Here is a 17,600-nt window from a genome sequence, read left to right on the forward strand (position 1 = left end):
AGCACAACCATGGCCGTCAAGAAGAAGATCGAACTCGAAGATTTTGACGTGGCTGCGCACCTTCGGACTCCCGAAGAAATGGCGGCCTATCTCGACGCCTGTATCGCTGAAAGCGACGGTGATTCGGCATTCATTGCCAAGGCGCTGGGTGATATCGCGCGCGCAGGGAATGAGCAAAGTCGCGCGCGCGACCGGTCTGTCACGCGAGAGCCTGTATCGCGCACTGTCGGGCGAGCGCAGTCCTGACTTCGCGACTATCCTCAAAGTGATGCGGGCACTGGGCGTCCAGTTGCACGCCAGCGCGGCGTAAGACAGCGCACCGGCGGTGCTATGCCGGCGCGCTCCGCAGCCCTGTCACGCAGACTGCAGCTGCAGCTCGACGTACTCCGCCAATCCCCGACACGCCAGCAATAGCCCCTCGCGCGTTCCGTCGCCGATCTGCTGGCCGTCGTCTCCATCCACCCGCACGCGTTCGGCGGCGTGGAAAATTTCCAGCAAGGTGGTCAGCCCGGTAGCTGCACGGTTGGCGCGTGCCATGGCCATGCCCTGGCCGGGTGTCAGCGTTGGTCCGCGCCACGGCTGACCGTCGGCACCATCGCCGCTGCGGATGCGCTGCAGGCAGCCTTGCAACGTGATCGGGTCCGGCACATCGACGGTAGCGGCGAACGCAGCCTCCAGTGGCTGCGCAAGCTCGGGGGGCAGACGTTCGGCGGCGTCGCCCAGCGTGGCGGTCAGATAGGGATAGTCAGGGGCGGACATGTGGGCATCCTCGGGTGCAGCAGAGGCGCCACCGGCAGAGGGTGGCGGGCGATGCGTGGTTTCCAATCCGGCGCTTGATGAAACCGGCGGGCACAAGGCCCCCACGCACAGCCCGCCATAAGGCAGCAGACGGATTGCCAGCCGGCGCCGTTCAAGAAGCAGCGACGCCGGCTGGCAAGCGTAAATACATCAAGCACTCAGGGTTGGAAGCCCCGGCCATCCGTTGTCGATGGCAATTCATCATGCGCACGCAGAATCACGCGCTGCCAGTCGATTATTCCGATGGCATCGCGCTGTTTGAAAGGGAAAATGAACTATCGCAATTGGCTTGTCGTGGCCAATCCCAAGGCACAAACGACATTCTGCGCGGCGTGCTATTGGAGCCTGAAACAGGCTGTAGCGCCGCTATCGTGCGGCGCAAAGTCAACTCGGCGTGTCAAGCCAGCTTAACCACGTCACCAAGCAATCCACTCAACCATCATACGCACCCGCGCGGCGATCAACGCCGCCCCGGGTCACCCGGCACCAGGTGCCGCCACGGGAACACATCCTTGGCGAAATGGCTGACGTAGCCCCCCGTTGCTGCCTGGATGACCATGAACGACAACCGCGGACGCATGGCCTGCAGCGTCTGCAGCTGCGCCACATCCAACGCGCTGTTGCGCAGCCGGAAAGTGTGCAGCGCATCGAAGGCATGGCTGGCAAACAAGTGCTCATAGGCCGCGAGAGGCGTAACCACATCAGCGTCGCGCGCATCAGCCCAGACGAACTGCAGCTCCGTCGATTCGGTGAAATCCAGCAGGCCCAAGGCAGGCAGGTTGCGTGATGCGGCGAGGTTGTCGATGAAGCGCTGGGTGTCCGAGCCACCGCCAATGCGCAGGCTGTGTAGGTGCGGCAGAGGCACCTCGAAGAACGCGGTGTCCGGTGCATTCGGCACCACCAGCTCGCCCAGGTGCGGCGCCTTGGAAACGAAGCGGGCGATCTCGCCGTCTTCTTCCATGATGGGGCCCGCGCGCTGCACCAGCGACATGTTGTGGTCGGCCGGTTCTGTGGGGGAGATCGACAACGAGCGCAGGCGCGGGAAACGCACATCGCTGTCGTATACGGCTCCCAGCGGTGACGATGCGCTGGAGGCCTGCAACGTGCGCAAGGGTGCGCAGGGCAGGGTGGTGACCCAAGTGCCGGTGGGCAGCGATTACAAAGAACTCATCATCGACTACCCCGATGGACGTTTCCTGTGCATGATGCGCAACAACGGCCAGGTGCAGAGCGTGACGCCGATAGGGCGTCGCGGGGGTTGAGCTCATCGTGCCTGCAGCCCTAAGGTGACCCCCCTTACACCCGTCTGGCGGCACCACCATGTCCCATCTTCTGGCCAAGGCAGCCGAGAAACAGGATCTTGACCGAATCGACGCATTGCTGGATGCGGGTGGCGATATCGAGTGGCAGCACAAGGGCACCGGACGTACTTCGCTGCTTTCGGCTGTGATCGCCGGAAAGGCTGACTCGGTGTTGCGGCTTTTGGACCGTGGCGCCAACATCCAGCACGCCTGCGCTGCACTGGGTTACACCGCGTTGGGTTGGGCTGCCTATGCGGGCGACACCAAAATCGGATGCATGCTGATTGCACGCGGCGCATTGCTGGATGTCGCTTCGCCGCAATCGAGGTACACGCCGCTTATGTTGGCGTCTTCGGGCGGGCATCTGGCGATGGTCGAGCTATTGCTGGACAGTGGAGCTGCCATCGCACCATTGAATTTCGAGGGGCGAAACGCACTCGCCATTGCCGATACCCGCAAGCACGAGGACGTAGTAGCGCGTTTGAAGGTGGCGGGGGCGCGGTTGCCGCCGGTGTTGGTAGAGGCGCCGGCGCTTGAGTGGCCCGAGCCAGATGCGGGAGGTGAACCCGCGTCAGTAGTGCGCGGCTACCTGTTGGCTTATCACGAGTGGGAAACGCGTGGCTACAAGGATTCCCGCTCCGGCGGCAACCTTCTGCGCAGCTCAGGCTTCCGACAGGAGAAAGCGGACATTCTGGCGGCCTGGTGTACCGATCGCAAACGAGTCTACTCAACTGGTGTTTCGGTCGGGAGTCCTCGACGGTACATGCCGGAGGACCTACTGGTGGCAATTGCGAAGCCCGGGGCCTCGAAGGCGGAAGTACTGGTACGCGACAACCCTCAGAAGTCGCGTTCACTGCGTTACGAGCACTTGTTCGTACTCAAGCCGGTGGGGGGAAAGTGGCGTATCGACGTGTTGAAGAAGCGCCCGTTCCGAATTGAAAAGTGGTCGTCGGCTATTTTTTGACGGTGACTTTCAATGTCAGCCGCCGATCTTCAGCAGCAGTACCCACGCCAGCATCAGGGCGAGCATGCCGACGAAGGTCAGGCCGAACCATAGCGCCGCCAGCTTAACGTTGCCGATCAACGCCGTCAGCATACGGTGCAGCTCGCTTTTCAGAATCGGATATTCGGCGTGTGCCTTGCGCAGACGCTGCCAACCCAACCCGAGGAATACCAGGGTCGAGAACGGCACCAGCAGGAGCGTCGCCTGCATCAGCCAGCCATTCGGCGACGCATCCATCGAGCTGCTCAACAGAATCGCAAAAACGGCGATGGGCAGCGCCCCGATGAAAAAGCGCGGCCAGCCGGTGTTGATGAAGGGCGACATCGCAATCTTCCATGAGGGGCGGTCGGGTCCGCGCGGCATCATGCCATGCGATGGCCCTGCTGCACCGCCGCGAGTGGTGTCACATGCGTCTGGCTAGACTGTGCTTCTTTTTCGTTCGCAGGAGGCACCCATGGCCCATCATCCCACCGTTACCCTGATCGGCGTCCCCACCGACATCGGGGCGGGCCATCGCGGCGCCCGGCTGGGGCCGGAAGCCCTGCGCGTGGCTGGCCTACCTGAAGCACTGGAAGCGCGTGGCGTGGACGTGCGCGACCTCGGCAACCTGGACGGCCCACGCAATCCGTGGACCGCGCCGGTGCAAGGCTACCGGCATCTGGACGAAGTGGTGGCGTGGAACCACGCGCTGATGGAAGCCAGCTACGCCGAACTGCAGGCCGGACGCATGCCGATCATGCTCGGCGGCGACCATTGCCTAGGCATCGGTTCGATCACTGCCGTCGCGCGCTGGTGCCGCGAGCAGGGCAAGGACCTGCGCGTGCTGTGGCTGGATGCGCATTCGGATTTCAACACCAGTGATGTGACCCCGTCGGGCAACATCCACGGCATGCCGGTGGCCTGCCTGTGCGGCCTCGGCCCGGATGCGCTGACCAAGCTGGGCGGCACCTCGCCGGCCATCAAGCCTTCGCAGATGCACCAGATCGGCATCCGTTCGGTGGACCCGGAAGAAAAGCGCCTGATCAAGACCCACAGGGTCGATGTCTACGACATGCGCTACATCGACGAGAACGGCATGAAGCGCACCGTGGAAGCGGCGCTGGCCGGCATCGATGAGAACACCCACCTGCACGTCAGCTTCGATGTCGATTTCCTCGACCCGAGCATCGCCCCGGGCGTGGGCACCACGGTGCCGGGCGGGGTGAACTACCGCGAAGCGCAGCTGGTGATGGAGATGATCGCCGACAGCGGCCGCATGGGCTCGCTGGATATCGTCGAACTCAATCCGCTGCTGGACAACCACAACAGCACCGCCGAACTGGCCGTGGACCTGGTGGAAAGCCTGTTCGGGAAATCGACCCTGATGCGCGACTGAGACGGCCCAGCCTGAACGGTTGGACGAACCGTTCACACGCGCTCCACGCCCCTGCCGCCAGATTGCACCTCACGCGGCAGTGTTGGCTTCGCACCAGCCTGCCGCCCCGATCACTACAACCGAACCCCGTGATTGAGCGGTGTAGCGGCAAACCCAAGGAGAAGCCCATGAAGCGCGTAGTTGCCCTGATGCTGTTGTCGATGTTCTCGGTGGCCCTGCTGGCCGGTTGCAATACCGTTGCCGGTGCCGGCAAGGACGTGCAGAAGGCTGGTGAGAAGGTTGAGGATGCTGCCAAGGGCAACTGAGCCTGAGGTGGTGCGCAGTACGGAAAAGGCCGGGATCTTCCCGGCCTTTTTTCATGCGCGATTGCTGGGTGTGGACGCAGCATGTCGATGCGTCGTGAACCATTCAAGCAGGTGAGCAGCGTTTTCATGGTCGGTTGACCGTGCTTCAACAGCTGGTACGGGAAGCTGCATGCACGGTAACAACGCCGTTGCATTCCAAGGAAGCCTCAGCAATGAACAAAGACATCATTTCCGGTAAGTGGTCGCAGCTGAAGGGCAAGGCCCAGGCCAAGTGGGGCGATCTGACCAACGACGACTTCGATGTTGCAGAGGGCAATGCCGAGTACCTGGCGGGCCGCCTGCAGGAACGTTACGGCTGGGCCAAGGACCGTGCCGAGAGTGAGGTCCGCGACTTCGAGGCCAGCGTGCGCAAGGACTATCCGGACTACAAGTAACCGAGCGTTGCACGGCCACGCTCTGCCGCATGGACAACGCCCGCGCCGGAAAGGTGCGGGTGTTGTTGTTTGCAGATCAACGCGTCGGCGGGTCGGGCACGTAACGGTTGGGGAAGGCCTGCGGCTGGCGGTCCAGGCGCCAGGGCGAATCGAGCAGGATGCCGCGTGCGCGCAGGTTGCGGGCGCTGTCGTAGCGCAGCTGCATCACCTGTGCGGGGCTGCGGGTGGCGCGTTCGAAATTGGTATCGCGCACCGATGAACTCTCACGTGCACCGTGGCCTGTGCCCAGCGCAGGTGCCTGCGACTTGGCCGAGTAGCCTTCGATACGGCTGGCGCTGGCGTCGGCGGCAGCCGAGGCTTCAGCCGCCGCCGGTGCCGGCCCGGCGCGCCCCCGCGGGATCGGCTCGGCACGCGGATACCAGCGACGCGCTTCCTCGAACACCGCCACGCCGACCACGCCGACGTTGTCCGGGCGGCCGGTGCGGCTGGCGTAGCTGCCGCTGGGGCTGCTGAAGACGAACTGGGCCACTTCGTCCTGGGTCTTGCGCCAACCGGTGATGTCGGCGCGCTGGCCGGGGTTGAGCACGTAACCGGTCTGCGAGGGATCGGCATCTTCGCCGGAGATGGCGTTGACCCCGTCCACCGACAGCACCACCAGCACCCGGCGCGGGCTGTCGTTGTACAGGCGCACCGCATAGCGGTGGCCGCGCTCACCGGCCACCCAGCGCTGGCCGTCGGCCGGGTAGCTGCGCAGCTCGGTGCCGCGGTCGCGGTCGACCAAGGCCACGCGCACCGGGCCATCCTGCGGCATCGGCGGGGGCAGGGGGGCCGGGCGGAAGCCGGCCAGGGGCAGGATCAGCAGCAGGGGCAGCAGGGGCAGCAGGCATTTCATCGGGCGTCTCCAGCGGGGTTGGGTGAATGAACGTGCCGGGGGCCCTGACGGGGTTGACCGTGTGCACGGTAAACTGGCGCCGTTCATAGAAGGTTTCCGTACGCAGTCATGACGACCCGAGTCCTTACCGGCATCACCCCCTCCGGCACGCCCCACCTGGGCAACTACGTTGGCGCCATCCGTCCGGCCATCGCGGCCAGCCGCGCGCCGGACATCGAGAGCTTCTTCTTCCTGGCCGATCTGCACAGCCTGATCAAGTCGCAGGACCCGCAGCGCACCCAGCGCGCGACCCTGGAGATCGCCGCCAGCTGGCTGGCCTGTGGCCTGGACCCGGAACACGTGTGGTTCTACCGCCAGAGTGACATCCGCGAGACCACCGAGCTGATGTGGTTCCTGACCGCCATCGCCAGCAAGGGCATCCTCAACCGCGCCCATGCCTACAAGGCGGCGGTGGACAAGAACCGTGAGGAAGGCCAGGACGAGGACGCAGGTGTCAGCGCCGGCCTGTTCATGTACCCGGTGCTGATGGCGGCCGACATCCTGATCTTCAAGGCCAACCAGGTACCGGTGGGCCGTGACCAGATCCAGCACATCGAGATGGCGCGCGACTTCGCCCAGCGCTTCAACCACGTGTACGGCAAGGAGTATTTCCCGCTGCCGGACGTGGTGATCGATGAGCAGGTGGCAACCCTGGCGGGCCTTGATGGCCGCAAGATGAGCAAGAGTTACCACAACACCATTCCGCTGTTCGTGCCGCGCGAGGAGCTGAAGAAGCTGGTGTTCTCGATCCTGACCGACTCGCGTGCCCCAGGCGAGCCGAAGGACACCGAAGGTTCGGCGCTCTTCCAGATGTACCAGGCATTCGCCACCCCGGAACAGACCGCCGCATTCGCCAAGGCCTTCGCCGACGGCATCAGCTGGGGCGATGCCAAGCAGCAGCTGTTCGAGCGCATCGACAGCGAGTTGTCGCCGCTGCGCGAGCGCTACAACGCGCTGATGGCCGAGCCGGAAAAGATCGAAGCGCTGCTCAAGCGCCGTGGCCAGCAGCTGCGTGAGCAGCTGGCGGCTCCGCTGCTGGAAGAGCTGCGCCATGCGGTAGGCCTGCGTGATCTGTCCGACGCAGGCGACATCGCCAGCGAAGATGCCGGTGAAGCCCGCGCCGCTCCGCCGCTGTTCAAGCAGTACCGCGAGAAGGACGGCCGTTTCTACTTCAAGCTGACCGCAGGTGACGGCACGCTGCTGATCCAGAGCGAAGGCTTCGACTCGCCGCGCGATGCCGGCCAGCTGATCGCCGTGCTGAAGCAGGCCGAGCAGGGCGACCAGCTGCAGAGCGATCTGTTCAAGCTGGAAGCCGAGGTCGATGCGGTGCTGGCGGCGTTGGCCGTGCTGCGCGAAGCGTAAAAAGGTAGTGCCGGCCGCTGGCCGGCAACTGCAATCACCCGGCGCGCCTGGGGATGCCGGCCAGCGGCCGGCACTACCCGGGAACAGCGGCCATGGCATGATGTCCGCGCGCCTCAGGCGCGATGACATGGAGTCTGCAATGGCCTGGTTGTCGCTGCTGCTGTTCCTGCCCTGGTTCATTCTGCTCGGCAGCCTGTACTGGCTGTTCCCGCGCCAGCCGCGTACCGCGCGGCGACGCCTGTTCGATGGCGCCACCCTGGCGCTTGCGCTCGCCCTGAGCATCGTGGCGATGCTGTGGGGCCACCACATCGGTCTGGTACAGCCGGGCGCCGGACCGATCTGGCCGCAGGTGCTGGCGGTGCTGTATGCCTATGGCGCGTTCCTGGCAGTGCTGGTGATGGCCCTGTTGCTGCGCCCGCGATTCGCATTGCGCTGAGGCTGACCGGGGTTGCCGGCCAGCGGCCGGCACCATCCGACCAAAGCCGCATCGATCACGCCCTGCCGGCGCGCCTACCATGGGCGTCTGTTCCCGATTCTGCCAGGTGCGCGTCAATGACCGCCGATCCCAGCATCCACACCATCGATACCGGTTTCCAACGGCCTGATTTCGATGCCGCTTACCTGATCATCGAAAACGGTCGCGCCGCGTTCGTCGACTGCGGTACCGGCCTGTCGCTGCCGGCGATGCTGCAGGCCTTGACCGACAACGGGCTGGGCGTGGAGGCGGTGGACTGGCTGCTGCTGACCCACGTGCATCTGGATCATGCTGGTGGCGCTGGCCTGCTGATGCAGCAGTTGCCGAGTGCGCGTGCGGTGCTGCACCCGCGCGGCGCGCCGCACATGATCGATCCGACCCGGCTGATCGCTGGCGCCACCGCCGTCTATGGCGCCGAGGAAATCGCGCGCAGCTATGGCCGCATCGAAGCAATTCCCGAGCATCGTGTGGTGGTGGCCGAGGACGGCCAGCGCATCGACCTGGCAGGTCGCGAGCTGGTGCTGCTGCATACGCCGGGCCACGCGCTGCACCACTACTGCGTATGGGATGCGCGCAGCCGCAGCTGGTTCACCGGCGATACCTTCGGTATCTCCTACCGCGAACTGGACAGTGCGCAGGGCGCTTTCATCTTCCCCACCTCATCGCCGGTGCAGTTCGACCCGGACGCGATGAAGGCGTCGATCCAACGCATGCTCGGCTACGCACCACAGGCGATGTACCTGACCCACTACGGTCGTGTCGAACAGGTCGAAAAGCTGGCCGAGGATCTGTTCGAACAGATCGATGCGATGACGGCAATCGGCCGCCAGTGCGACGGCCGTCCCGACCGTCATCGCTGCCTGCTGGCCGCGCTGCAGGCGCTGTACCTGGAACGTGCACAGCAGCATGGCTGCGCACTGGACCAGGCTGCAGTAACCGAGGTGCTGGCGATGGATATCGAGCTCAACGCGCAGGGCCTGGCCTGCTGGCTGGACCGCGCGTCGCGGTAGATCCACGCCACGCGTGAATGACGCCGTGCGCGACCCGCGCCGTCATTGCACTGTCACGTTACACTCTGGCTATTCCCAAGCCTGCCGTGGTACTGCCGTGAACCCGATGCGCGTGTTGCTGCTGTCGTCCTGCCTGTTCGTCGGTGGCCTGGCCCATGCGGCCAATGACCTGCCCGGCGGCGGCATCGATCCGCAGGCGCTGTCGCGTCATGTGCGCGTGCTGGCATCGGACGAATTCGAAGGCCGTGCACCGGCCACCGAAGGCGAAGAACGGACCGTGCAGTACCTGATCGAGCAGTTCCGCAGCTACGGCCTGCAGCCGGGTGGCGTGGACGGCAGCTGGGTGCAGCCGGTGCCGCTGGTGCGCGCGCAGCTTGATGGCCCGGCCAAGGCCAGTCTTGCCCTGAAGGGCGGCAAGCGGGCGCTGGCCAATGGCGTGGACGTGACCCTGCAGAGCCTGCAGCCGCGCAAGCGCGTGCAGATCAAGGAGGCGCCGTTGGTGTTCGTCGGCTACGGCATCGACGCGCCCGAGCGCCACTGGAACGACTACAAGGACGTGGACCTGCACGGCAAGATCGCCGTGATGTTGATCAACGACGCCGATTTTGAAGCCGACGCGCCAGGTGCGTTCGATGGCAAGGCGGTGACCTACTACGGCCGCTGGACCTACAAGTTCGAGGAAGCCGCGCGCCGTGGTGCCGAAGGCGTGCTGATCGTGCACGAGACCGCACCGGCCGCCTACGGCTGGGCTACGGTGAAGAGTTCGGGCACCTCGCCGCTGTTCGATATCGAGCGTGGACAGGCTGAAGCGATGGCCCAGCACACGCCGCTGCGTGGTTGGATGCAACGTGAGCTGGCCGAACAGATCTTCGCCGACGCCGGCCTGGATTTCGATGCCGAGAAGCGCAAGGCGATGAGCGCGGACTTCCGTCCGGTTGCGCTGGACAACGCCAAGCTGAGCGTCGATTTCGCGCTCAAGCGCGAGCAGGTGGTGACCCGCAACGTGGTGGCCAAGCTGCCCGGCGGCGAGCACGCCGATGAGGCGGTGATCTTCTCGGCGCATTGGGATGCCTTCGGCATCGGCCAGGCCGACGCCAAGGGCGACCGCATCCGCCGCGGTGCGATCGACAACGCCACCGGCGTGGCCACCGTGCTGGAACTGGGCCGGGTGTTCGCCGCCGGTCCGCAGCCGCAGCGCACCCTGTACTTCGTCGCCCTGACCGCCGAAGAGAAGGGCCTGCTGGGCGCCAGCTACTACGCTGCGCACCCGCTGGCGCCGCTGGACAAGACGGCTGCTGTGCTGAACATCGAGATGTTCAGTCCGGATGGTGCCACCCGTGACATCGCGTCGTGGGGCAAGGGCCGGGTGTCGCTGGAAGGCGACCTGGAACGCGTGGCCAAGGCCCGTGGCCGCAGCTACAGCCCGGATCCGAACCTGGAAGCCGGCTTCTTCTACCGTGCCGACCACTTCGCCTTCGCCCGCTTGGGCGTGCCGGCGATCACCATCGGCCCGGGCCTGGACAAGCTGGACGGCGGTGTCGACGCTGGCCGTGCGCTGCGCGAAAAGTACTTCGCCGACTGCTACCACCAGGCCTGCGATGCGTGGACGCCTAGCTGGGACCCGGCAGGTCACGCGGCCGATACCCTGCTGGTCTACGACCTGGGCGCCGAGCTGGCCAACAGCCGTCGCTGGCCGCAGTGGGAAAAGGAATCGGAATTCCACGGCGCCCGCGAGAAGAGCGAAGCCGCCCGCCGGTAAGCGCACGGCAATGCCGGCCTCTGCTGGCCGACAACCTCTGAACGCACGGGTAGTGCCGGCCGCTGGCCGGCAACCTCATGAACCTTCCGAAGGGATGCGCAGTTGCCGGCCAGCGGCCGGCACTACCACGTCCTCAGCCGTGCTGCCGCTGCAGCGTCCAGGCGGAAAACAAAACGGCCACCGGCATTGCACCGGTGGCCGCGATCACTACGGCGCGCTTACTTGCGAGTGCCGTCGAGCCAGTTGGGGCCCTTGTTGGTGAGGAAGAACACATAGACCACCAACGATACCGCGATCGTTGCGGTGACGTAGATGGCGAACCAGTCCACGTGGCCGGTCTTCAATGCGCCCTGGTACAGCAGCGGCGCGGTGCCGCCGAACAGCGAGTTGGCCAATGCATAGCCGAAGCCCACGCCCAGCGCACGTATGTGGGTGGGGAACAGCTCTGCCTTCACCACGGCATTGATGGAGGTGTAGCCGGTGAGGATGACAAAGCCCAGTGCCAGGGTAAGGAAGGCGAGGGTGGCATCGTGCTGGTGCGGCAGCTGGGTGATCAGGTACCAGCTGTACAGCACACCGCCCACGCCGAAGAACACCAGCAGGCTCTTGCGGCCGATGATGTCCGACAGCCAACCGCCCACCGGCTGCAACACCATCAGGAAGGCCAACACACCCAGGTTGATCAGCGTGCCGGTCATCGGATCGTTGCCGGCGAACGCACTCTGGATCATCTTCGGGCCGTTCACCGAATAGGTGTAGAAGGCGATGGTGCCACCGGCGGTGATCAGGAAGCACAGCAGCAGCGGACGCCACTGGTGTACGAACAGTTCGTACATCGAGCCGGACTTCTTGTCCTTGCCCTCGCGCGCGGCTTCGATGGAGGATTCCGACAGCGACTCGTCCATGCCACGGCGCAGCCAGAACACGACCACGGCGGCGATGCCACCGATGCCGAAGGCGATGCGCCAGCCCCACTCGGAGATTTCCGGCTTGGCCCAGAACGTCAGCATCACGAGCAGGGTCAGCTGGGCCAGCACGTGGCCGCCTACCAGGGTGACGTAGTGGAACGAGGACAGGAAGCCGCGGCGACCGGGAATGGCGGCCTCTGACATGTACGTGGCGCTGGCACCGTACTCGCCACCGGTGGCGAAGCCCTGCAGCAGACGCGCGAACAACAGGATGATCGCCGCCCAGATGCCGATGCTGGCAGCAGTGGGGGTGATGGCGATGATGAACGAGCAGAAGGCCATCAGCGTGACCGACACGGTCAACGCCAGGCGACGGCCATGACGGTCCGCGAAGCGGCCGAAGAACCATGCGCCGATCGGGCGCATCAGGAAGGTCGCGGCGAAGATCGCCCACACGTACATCGTGGAGTTCTTGTCATCCGGTGAGAAGAACTGCGATTCGAAGTACACGGCGAACACCGAGTACACGTAGACGTCGTACCACTCCACCAGATTGCCGGCGGAGCCTTTGAGGGTGTTGGAGATGGAACGCCGCAGTGCGGCGCCGTCGGTACTTGGGACAGCGGATTGGGACGTGGTGCTCATCCGGGTGGGGATCCTCGATGCGGTGCGTCCATGCGGGAAAGATCGGTGCCAGGGGAGCGCACTGCGCTGCCGGCCAGCCTCCTGGGTACTGCATCCCACGTCAACGCCGGGTGCCGGAAGGGCGGGCGGGACATGGATGGATGACAGCGTGCCACCACATGGGCTGCCGGACCATAACCAAAACGTCCTAAAATCCGTCTTCCCCCGGCTCCCTGGTGTGTCATGTCGGCTCCCCCCGTTCCGTCTGCGGCTGCCCCCCGGGGTGGCCTTGTCGCGTTGGCGCTGCTGCTGGTCTACGTGGTCTGGGGCTCGACCTACCTGGGTATCGCCAAGGCCCTGCATGGCGGCGCGCTGCCACTGACGATGGTCTCCGGCAGCCGGTTCATCATTGCCGGCGGCCTGATGTACCTGGCGCTGCGCCTGTTCTGGAAGATGCCCAGGCCCACCCTGCGGCAGTGGCGCAACCTGGCCATCATGGGCGTGACCATGCTGGTGCTGGGCAACGGCATGGTGGTGCTGGCCGAGCGCGAGGTGTCATCCGGCCTGGCCGCCACGGCGGTGGCCTCGGTGCCGCTGTGGATGGCATTGTTCTCCGCACTGCGCGGCCAGCACGCCAGCAAGGGTGAATGGCTGGGCATCGCCGTCGGCTTCGTCGGCGTGGTCTGGCTCAACGCGGGCAGCAGCCTGGCTGCCTCGCCCAGCGGGCTGGTGCTGCTGTTGATCGCGCCGGTCGGCTGGGCGTTCGGTTCGGTGTGGGCACGCGGGCAGGACCTGCCGGGCCCGTTCATGACGGCCGCCGGGCAGATGATCTGCGGTGGTGTGCTGCTGGTGCTGATCGGCCTGATCGTCGGCGAGCGCCCCACCACCCTGCCTGATACCGGTGGCCTGCTGGCGATGGCCTATCTGTGCGTGTTTGGTTCGATCGTGGCGTTCACCGCCTACGTCTGGCTGCTGCAGAACGTGCGCCCGGCGCTGGCCGGCAGCTATGCGTACGTCAATCCGGTGATTGCGGTGCTGCTGGGGGCGGCGTTGAACGGCGAACGTTTCGGCTGGCGCGACTTCCTGGCCATGGCAGTGATACTTCTGGGTGTGGTGGTACTGACGATGGCAAGGACACGCAAGCGATGAGCATGGACGAGAAAGAACAACGCCGGGGCCTGCTGGTCACCGCGTCCACCTTCGTGCTGTGGGGGCTGGTGCCGGTCTACTGGCATCTGCTGAACGAAGTGCCGTCGTTCCAGATCATCGCCCACCGCATCATCTGGAGCACGGTGCTGGTGGTGGCCTGGCTGCTGATCGCCTCACGGCTGGGCTGGTGGAAGAAGATCGCCGCGCAGCCGCGCGCGCTGCCGATCCTGGCGGTGTCGAGCCTGACCATCGCCTTCAACTGGGGCCTGTACATCTGGGCGGTCAACGCAGGGCATGTGATCGAGACCAGCCTGGGCTACTTCATCAACCCGCTGGTGAACGTGCTGCTGGGCGTGCTGGTGCTGAAAGAGCGCCTGCGCCGCGTGCAATGGGTGGCCGTGGCCATCGCTGCGGTGGGCGTGGCCTGGTTGACCATCGATGCGGGTACGCCGCCGTGGATCGCGCTGGGCCTGGCCTGCTCGTTCGGGCTGTACGGCCTGCTGCGCAAGCTGGTGTCGGTCGACCCAGTGGCGGGGCTGGGCGTGGAAAGCCTGTACCTGTTCCTGCCGGCGCTGGGCTTTGCGCTGTGGGCCGAGAACGGCCATGGCGGCGGCTTCATCGGTGGCTGGGGCTGGGGCAACGATCTGTTGTTGATCTTCGGTGGCGTGGTCACGGCGGTGCCGCTGATCGGTTTCGCCTACGGGGTGAAGCGCATTCCGCTGTCGCTGGTCGGCATCCTGCAGTACATCGCGCCGAGCCTGCAGCTGCTGCTGGGCGTGTTCTTCTTCCACGAGGCCTTCGACACCGGCAAGGCGATCGGCTTTGCGGCGATCTGGGCCGGGTTGATCCTGTTCGTCGCAGACAACGTGCGTGCGATGCGCGCGGCGCGGGCTCGGATCCCTGCGCAACGCGGAGGGCTCTGACCCCGAACCCTGGAAAAGCGATGGGGTCAGAGCCCTTCGCGGAGCGAAGGGATCCGACCCCGCAAAAAAAGAACGGCGCCCCGAGGAGCGCCGTTCTGCTTCCATCCACGGCCAGGAGAGAGTTGGCCGGGGCGGGAACGCGGTTGCAGGCTCAGAAGCGCTGCTGGTACTTCATGTACATGAAACGACCGATGTCGAAGCCACCGTAGTAGGTGAAGCTGCTGTTCGGCTGGCTGTACATGATCGGACCCTGGTGGTCGAACACGTTGTTCAGGCCCAGCGACACGGTGCCATCCCACGGCAGGCTGTAACGCACCTGCAGGTCGTGGAAGGTGTTGGAACCCACCTTGCGGCTCGGCTGTGCATCGGTATACGGCGAGGAGAAGTCGGCCATGTTGCAGTCCGGGCCACCGCCCAGATCGTACGAGCAGGCTTCCTTCATGCCCGAGTAGTAACGGGCGGTCCAACCGATGCCCAGGTTGCCGTACTGCCAATCCAGGTTGACGGTCGAACGCACGCGGAAGTCGCCGGCCCAGCCCACGCGCTGTTCCACCGGGGTGGTGGCGGCGCTGTCGTTGCGCCGCTCCAGGTAGTCGGTGTAGGTGGTGTTCCAGTTGATGGCGAACTTGCCGTACGCGGTTTCCGGCAGGCGGTAACGCACACCGATGTCATAGCCGGCGGTTTCGCGGTAGCCGGCGTTGACCAGCGAGCGATCCAGCGCCGAAACCTGGCCACGGGTGGCCGCAGCGGTGGAACGGGTGAAGCGACCGCAGGCCGAATCCACGCCCTGCACGTAGCACTGGTTGAGGATGTCGGTGGCCGACTCGCCCACGATGGCGTTGTCGATGCGGATCTTCCACCAGTCCAGGCTGACGTCCAGGCCCTGCACGAATTCCGGGCTGTAGACCAGGCCGACGGTCCAGGTCTTGGCGGTTTCCGGCTTCAGTTCCGGGTTGGAGCCGGAGTTGAAATCGGAGGTGGCCTGCTGGCCCGGGCGGTTGGCAAGGTTGCCGTCCGAACCGGTCTGCTGACGGAAGTTGGCGGGCACGTTCAGCGCCTGGCAACGTGCCGCCACGGTCGGGCTGCTGGCGGCGATGCCGAACTTCGTATCACACGGATCGGTGAACGAATCGCGGCTGGACACTGCGCCGCCGTAGAGATCGTCCACGGTCGGTGCACGGAAGCCGGTGCCGTAGGTGGCGCGCACCAGCAGGCTGTCGATCGGCTTCCACTTCAGGCCGAACTTGCTGTTGGTGGTCGAGCCGAAGGTGTTGTAGTCGGTGTAGCGACCGGCCAGGTCCAGTGACAGCTCGCGGGCGAAGGCCATGTCGGCCAGCAGCGGCACCTGCATTTCCAGGTAGACCTCGTTGAGCGAGTAGTCGCCACGGGTCGGCTGGCCGGTGGTACCGGCGATCTGGCCCTTCTGCACCATCAGGTCGGGGGTGTAGCTGGCTTCTTCGCTGCGGTGCTCGAAGCCCATCGCGCCCATGATGTCACCGGCCGGCAGGGTGAACAGCGAGCCGGAGATGTTGGCGCTGGCGACCTTGGTGGTGCTGCGCATCTTGTCGACGAAGCGGGTGAACAGGTAGTCCTGCACGTCCTGGTTGCCCAGCGAGCCCGGGCCGGTGTAGCCCATCGGCGCAGCCGGATTCCACGGCACGCAGCCGGCCATCACCGCACCCGGCGTACCGCAGCGGGCCACGTCGCCGTCCATGAAGGACGGACCGACGGCCAGGTTGACGTTCGGCTGGTACATGCTGCCGGTGCCAACGCGCTCGCCTTCATTGCGGTTGTACATGTAGCTGACGTTCCAGTCCCAGTAGCGCGAACCGGTTTCGAAGCTGCCTTCCAGGCCGAGGCTGGCACGCTTGGTTTCCAGCGTGTTCTCGGTACCGCGCGGCAGCTCTTCGGTGCGGTGCGAGAACAGCACGTCCTGGCCCCACTTGTTGAAGGTGCTGTCCTTGGACAACGCAGCGCGGGTGCCGTTGCGGGACTGCGCAGCCGAGACCGAATACGGGTAGCCGGCCAGGTGCTTGGTCGACTCGCGCTTGCTGTACAGCGCGTCGGCGACGATGCGCAGGTTGTCGGTGATCGAGAAGCCGCCGTTGGCGAACACCGAGGTGCGCTCCAGGCCGCTCAGCAGGCTCATGTTGGTCTTGGCGTTGGCGCCGTCGGCCGGGTTCGGCGTGTGGAAGTTGCCAGCGCTGCTCGGGTCGCCGCCCGGGCCGACGGTCAGCGGCTTGCCACCGACGGTGACGGTACCCCACTGGGTGGTCGGGCTCAGCGCGTCGACGTCGTCGGCATGGCGCGGGCCGCCCGGGTAGCGGCTGAACTCGCGCGCATCGCCAAGGATTTCGTCTTCCTTGGTGCGCTCGGCGCCGACGCTGAACCAGCCGCGGTCGAAGGTCTTGCCGAAGGTAGCGCTGTAGGAGCGCTTCTGGCCGTCGCCTTCACCGTACTGGCCGACATAGACGCTGGCTTCGCCACCGTCGAAGTTCTTGCGGGTGATGATGTTGACCACGCCGGCGATGGCGTCCGAGCCGTACAGCGCCGAGGCGCCATCGGTCAGCACTTCCACGCGCTCGACGATGGCGGACGGAATCGAGGCCAGGTCGGAGTAACCGCCGGCGCTGACGCCCATGCGGCGGCCGTCGATCAGCACCAGGCTGCGTTCCGGGCCGAGGTTGCGCAGGCTGACATACATGCCGCCGAAATCGCGCGAGGAGCTCAGTGAGGACGAACGGCTCAGGCTCGGTGAGCCGGCTGCAGTAACGTCCTGCAGGATGTCGGCAACGTTGACGTAGCCCTTCTTCTCGATATCGGCGCGGTTGAGTGACACCACCGGCTGCGCGGTCTCGACACTGGCCTGGCGGATGCGCGAGCCGGTGATCTCGATGCGGTCGAGGTTGGTGGGGGTATCGCCGGCTTCCTGTGCGAAAGCGGGCGTGGTGCAGCTGGCGGCCAGCGCGATGACGATCGCGTTGCGCAGCGGGGTGGTCTTCAGGGACATCCGTGAAATCTCGTGTTTCAGAAAAAACATGCGTCCGTTCTATGGACGCGTGGGGTGCTGCAAACCAACGTGGGGGCCGGATTCTAGAGTGTTTTCATTGGTAACTGTTTGTCCGCGCGCGCTGTAACGCCGCGAAAATGAATCGCAACCAACAATCCACAGGTGCACTGTGCGCAACGTCACGCGCGTTGCGCATGCGATGGGCAGAGGCATCGATAGCGGCGGTGTTTGCG

17 protein-coding genes and 1 pseudogene are annotated in these 17,600 nt (G+C 65.4%); 12 read left to right on the top strand and 6 right to left on the bottom strand.

Translation table 11 applies throughout. From position 1 onward, the window contains the following. Positions 1-9: 9 nt before the first annotated feature. A pseudogene (locus ACEF39_RS01275) lies at positions 10-310 on the top strand (addiction module antidote protein). A gap of 44 nt (positions 311-354) precedes the next feature. Here ACEF39_RS01275 and ACEF39_RS01280 read toward each other — a convergent pair. Together ACEF39_RS01280 and ACEF39_RS01285 are read right to left on the bottom strand one after the other, a co-directional pair. Beyond that, on the bottom strand, positions 355-759 hold the full coding sequence (locus ACEF39_RS01280) for a hypothetical protein (protein ID WP_500286686.1): 405 nt from the start codon (positions 757-759) through the stop codon (positions 355-357). 499 nt (positions 760-1,258) lie between these two features. Next, complete coding sequence (locus tag ACEF39_RS01285; protein ID WP_500286687.1) at positions 1,259-1,789, bottom strand: hypothetical protein; 531 nt, start codon at positions 1,787-1,789, stop codon at positions 1,259-1,261. On the opposite strand from ACEF39_RS01285, the gene ACEF39_RS01290 reads away from it, so the two are divergent. Together ACEF39_RS01290 and ACEF39_RS01295 are read left to right on the top strand one after the other, a co-directional pair. Then, positions 1,788-2,060 (top strand): hypothetical protein, encoded by a 273-nt coding sequence (locus tag ACEF39_RS01290; RefSeq protein ID WP_500286688.1) that lies wholly within the window; start codon positions 1,788-1,790, stop codon positions 2,058-2,060. The genes ACEF39_RS01285 and ACEF39_RS01290 overlap by 2 nt on opposite strands. Before the next feature lie 58 nt (positions 2,061-2,118). Further along, positions 2,119-3,063: an ankyrin repeat domain-containing protein gene (locus ACEF39_RS01295; RefSeq protein WP_500286689.1), complete on the top strand. Its 945-nt coding sequence runs from the start codon at positions 2,119-2,121 to the stop codon at positions 3,061-3,063. 15 nt (positions 3,064-3,078) lie between these two features. On the opposite strand, the gene ACEF39_RS01300 is transcribed toward ACEF39_RS01295, so the two are convergent. Beyond that, positions 3,079-3,426: a hypothetical protein gene (locus ACEF39_RS01300; RefSeq protein ID WP_500286690.1), complete on the bottom strand. Its 348-nt coding sequence runs from the start codon at positions 3,424-3,426 to the stop codon at positions 3,079-3,081. Between the two features lie 130 nt (positions 3,427-3,556). On the opposite strand from ACEF39_RS01300, the gene rocF reads away from it, so the two are divergent. From rocF to ACEF39_RS01315, 3 genes are all read left to right on the top strand, one after another. Beyond that, entirely contained in the window at positions 3,557-4,477 is a 921-nt protein-coding gene (gene rocF, locus ACEF39_RS01305) for an arginase (protein WP_500286691.1), read from the top strand. Between the two features lie 167 nt (positions 4,478-4,644). Further along, positions 4,645-4,782, top strand: a complete 138-nt coding sequence (locus tag ACEF39_RS01310) for an entericidin A/B family lipoprotein (protein WP_019661832.1) — start codon at positions 4,645-4,647, stop codon at positions 4,780-4,782. A 212-nt stretch (positions 4,783-4,994) separates the two neighbouring features. Beyond that, positions 4,995-5,216 (top strand): CsbD family protein, encoded by a 222-nt coding sequence (locus ACEF39_RS01315; RefSeq protein WP_117309302.1) that lies wholly within the window; start codon positions 4,995-4,997, stop codon positions 5,214-5,216. A 76-nt stretch (positions 5,217-5,292) separates the two neighbouring features. On the opposite strand, the gene ACEF39_RS01320 is transcribed toward ACEF39_RS01315, so the two are convergent. Beyond that, positions 5,293-6,099 (bottom strand): hypothetical protein, encoded by an 807-nt coding sequence (locus tag ACEF39_RS01320; RefSeq protein ID WP_500287948.1) that lies wholly within the window; start codon positions 6,097-6,099, stop codon positions 5,293-5,295. Positions 6,100-6,216: 117 nt separating this feature from the next. Here ACEF39_RS01320 and ACEF39_RS01325 point away from each other — a divergent pair, with 117 nt between their 5' ends. From ACEF39_RS01325 to ACEF39_RS01340, 4 genes are all read left to right on the top strand, one after another. Continuing rightward, positions 6,217-7,509, top strand: a complete 1,293-nt coding sequence (locus tag ACEF39_RS01325; RefSeq protein ID WP_105163278.1) for a tryptophan--tRNA ligase — start codon at positions 6,217-6,219, stop codon at positions 7,507-7,509. A 139-nt stretch (positions 7,510-7,648) separates the two neighbouring features. After that, positions 7,649-7,945: a hypothetical protein gene (locus ACEF39_RS01330; protein WP_100554469.1), complete on the top strand. Its 297-nt coding sequence runs from the start codon at positions 7,649-7,651 to the stop codon at positions 7,943-7,945. A 116-nt stretch (positions 7,946-8,061) separates the two neighbouring features. Further along, positions 8,062-8,994: an MBL fold metallo-hydrolase gene (locus ACEF39_RS01335; RefSeq protein ID WP_500286692.1), complete on the top strand. Its 933-nt coding sequence runs from the start codon at positions 8,062-8,064 to the stop codon at positions 8,992-8,994. 106 nt (positions 8,995-9,100) lie between these two features. Then, positions 9,101-10,753: a M28 family metallopeptidase gene (locus ACEF39_RS01340; RefSeq protein ID WP_500287949.1), complete on the top strand. Its 1,653-nt coding sequence runs from the start codon at positions 9,101-9,103 to the stop codon at positions 10,751-10,753. Positions 10,754-10,971: 218 nt separating this feature from the next. Here ACEF39_RS01340 and ACEF39_RS01345 read toward each other — a convergent pair whose 3' ends face one another. Further along, entirely contained in the window at positions 10,972-12,306 is a 1,335-nt protein-coding gene (locus ACEF39_RS01345) for an MFS transporter (protein ID WP_500286693.1), read from the bottom strand. A gap of 222 nt (positions 12,307-12,528) precedes the next feature. On the opposite strand from ACEF39_RS01345, the gene yedA reads away from it, so the two are divergent. Both yedA and rarD read left to right on the top strand, forming a co-directional pair. Then, a complete protein-coding gene (gene yedA, locus ACEF39_RS01350; protein ID WP_500286694.1) occupies positions 12,529-13,434 on the top strand; it encodes a drug/metabolite exporter YedA in 906 nt (301 codons plus the stop codon). Further along, positions 13,431-14,357, top strand: coding sequence for an EamA family transporter RarD (rarD, locus tag ACEF39_RS01355; RefSeq protein WP_500286695.1), 927 nt, complete (start codon positions 13,431-13,433; stop codon positions 14,355-14,357). The genes yedA and rarD overlap by 4 nt, the downstream gene beginning before the upstream one ends. Before the next feature lie 151 nt (positions 14,358-14,508). Here the strand turns inward: rarD and ACEF39_RS01360 are convergent, their stop codons facing one another. Beyond that, positions 14,509-17,367, bottom strand: a complete 2,859-nt coding sequence (locus tag ACEF39_RS01360) for a TonB-dependent receptor plug domain-containing protein (protein ID WP_500286696.1) — start codon at positions 17,365-17,367, stop codon at positions 14,509-14,511. Positions 17,368-17,600 lie beyond the last annotated feature (233 nt).

The sequence above is a fragment of the Stenotrophomonas indicatrix genome, assembly GCA_041545745.1.
In the GTDB taxonomy this organism is placed as follows: Bacteria; Pseudomonadota; Gammaproteobacteria; order Xanthomonadales; family Xanthomonadaceae; genus Stenotrophomonas; species Stenotrophomonas indicatrix_A.

What these genes read in the sequence shown, in the direction of transcription:
- ACEF39_RS01315 (WP_117309302.1), top strand. Translation starts at nt 4,995, where the DNA reads ATGAACAAAGACATCATTTCCGGTAAGTGGTCGCAGCTGAAGGGCAAG.
- ACEF39_RS01360 (WP_500286696.1), bottom strand. Translation starts at nt 17,367, where the DNA reads ATGTCCCTGAAGACCACCCCGCTGCGCAACGCGATCGTCATCGCGCTG.
- yedA (WP_500286694.1), top strand. Translation starts at nt 12,529, where the DNA reads ATGTCGGCTCCCCCCGTTCCGTCTGCGGCTGCCCCCCGGGGTGGCCTT.
- ACEF39_RS01280 (WP_500286686.1), bottom strand. Translation starts at nt 759, where the DNA reads ATGTCCGCCCCTGACTATCCCTATCTGACCGCCACGCTGGGCGACGCC.
- ACEF39_RS01340 (WP_500287949.1), top strand. Translation starts at nt 9,101, where the DNA reads ATGCGCGTGTTGCTGCTGTCGTCCTGCCTGTTCGTCGGTGGCCTGGCC.
- ACEF39_RS01285 (WP_500286687.1), bottom strand. Translation starts at nt 1,789, where the DNA reads ATGTCGCTGGTGCAGCGCGCGGGCCCCATCATGGAAGAAGACGGCGAG.
- ACEF39_RS01345 (WP_500286693.1), bottom strand. Translation starts at nt 12,306, where the DNA reads ATGAGCACCACGTCCCAATCCGCTGTCCCAAGTACCGACGGCGCCGCA.
- ACEF39_RS01335 (WP_500286692.1), top strand. Translation starts at nt 8,062, where the DNA reads ATGACCGCCGATCCCAGCATCCACACCATCGATACCGGTTTCCAACGG.
- rocF (WP_500286691.1), top strand. Translation starts at nt 3,557, where the DNA reads ATGGCCCATCATCCCACCGTTACCCTGATCGGCGTCCCCACCGACATC.
- ACEF39_RS01325 (WP_105163278.1), top strand. Translation starts at nt 6,217, where the DNA reads ATGACGACCCGAGTCCTTACCGGCATCACCCCCTCCGGCACGCCCCAC.
- ACEF39_RS01330 (WP_100554469.1), top strand. Translation starts at nt 7,649, where the DNA reads ATGGCCTGGTTGTCGCTGCTGCTGTTCCTGCCCTGGTTCATTCTGCTC.
- ACEF39_RS01295 (WP_500286689.1), top strand. Translation starts at nt 2,119, where the DNA reads ATGTCCCATCTTCTGGCCAAGGCAGCCGAGAAACAGGATCTTGACCGA.
- ACEF39_RS01290 (WP_500286688.1), top strand. Translation starts at nt 1,788, where the DNA reads ATGTTGTGGTCGGCCGGTTCTGTGGGGGAGATCGACAACGAGCGCAGG.
- ACEF39_RS01300 (WP_500286690.1), bottom strand. Translation starts at nt 3,426, where the DNA reads ATGTCGCCCTTCATCAACACCGGCTGGCCGCGCTTTTTCATCGGGGCG.
- ACEF39_RS01310 (WP_019661832.1), top strand. Translation starts at nt 4,645, where the DNA reads ATGAAGCGCGTAGTTGCCCTGATGCTGTTGTCGATGTTCTCGGTGGCC.
- rarD (WP_500286695.1), top strand. Translation starts at nt 13,431, where the DNA reads ATGAGCATGGACGAGAAAGAACAACGCCGGGGCCTGCTGGTCACCGCG.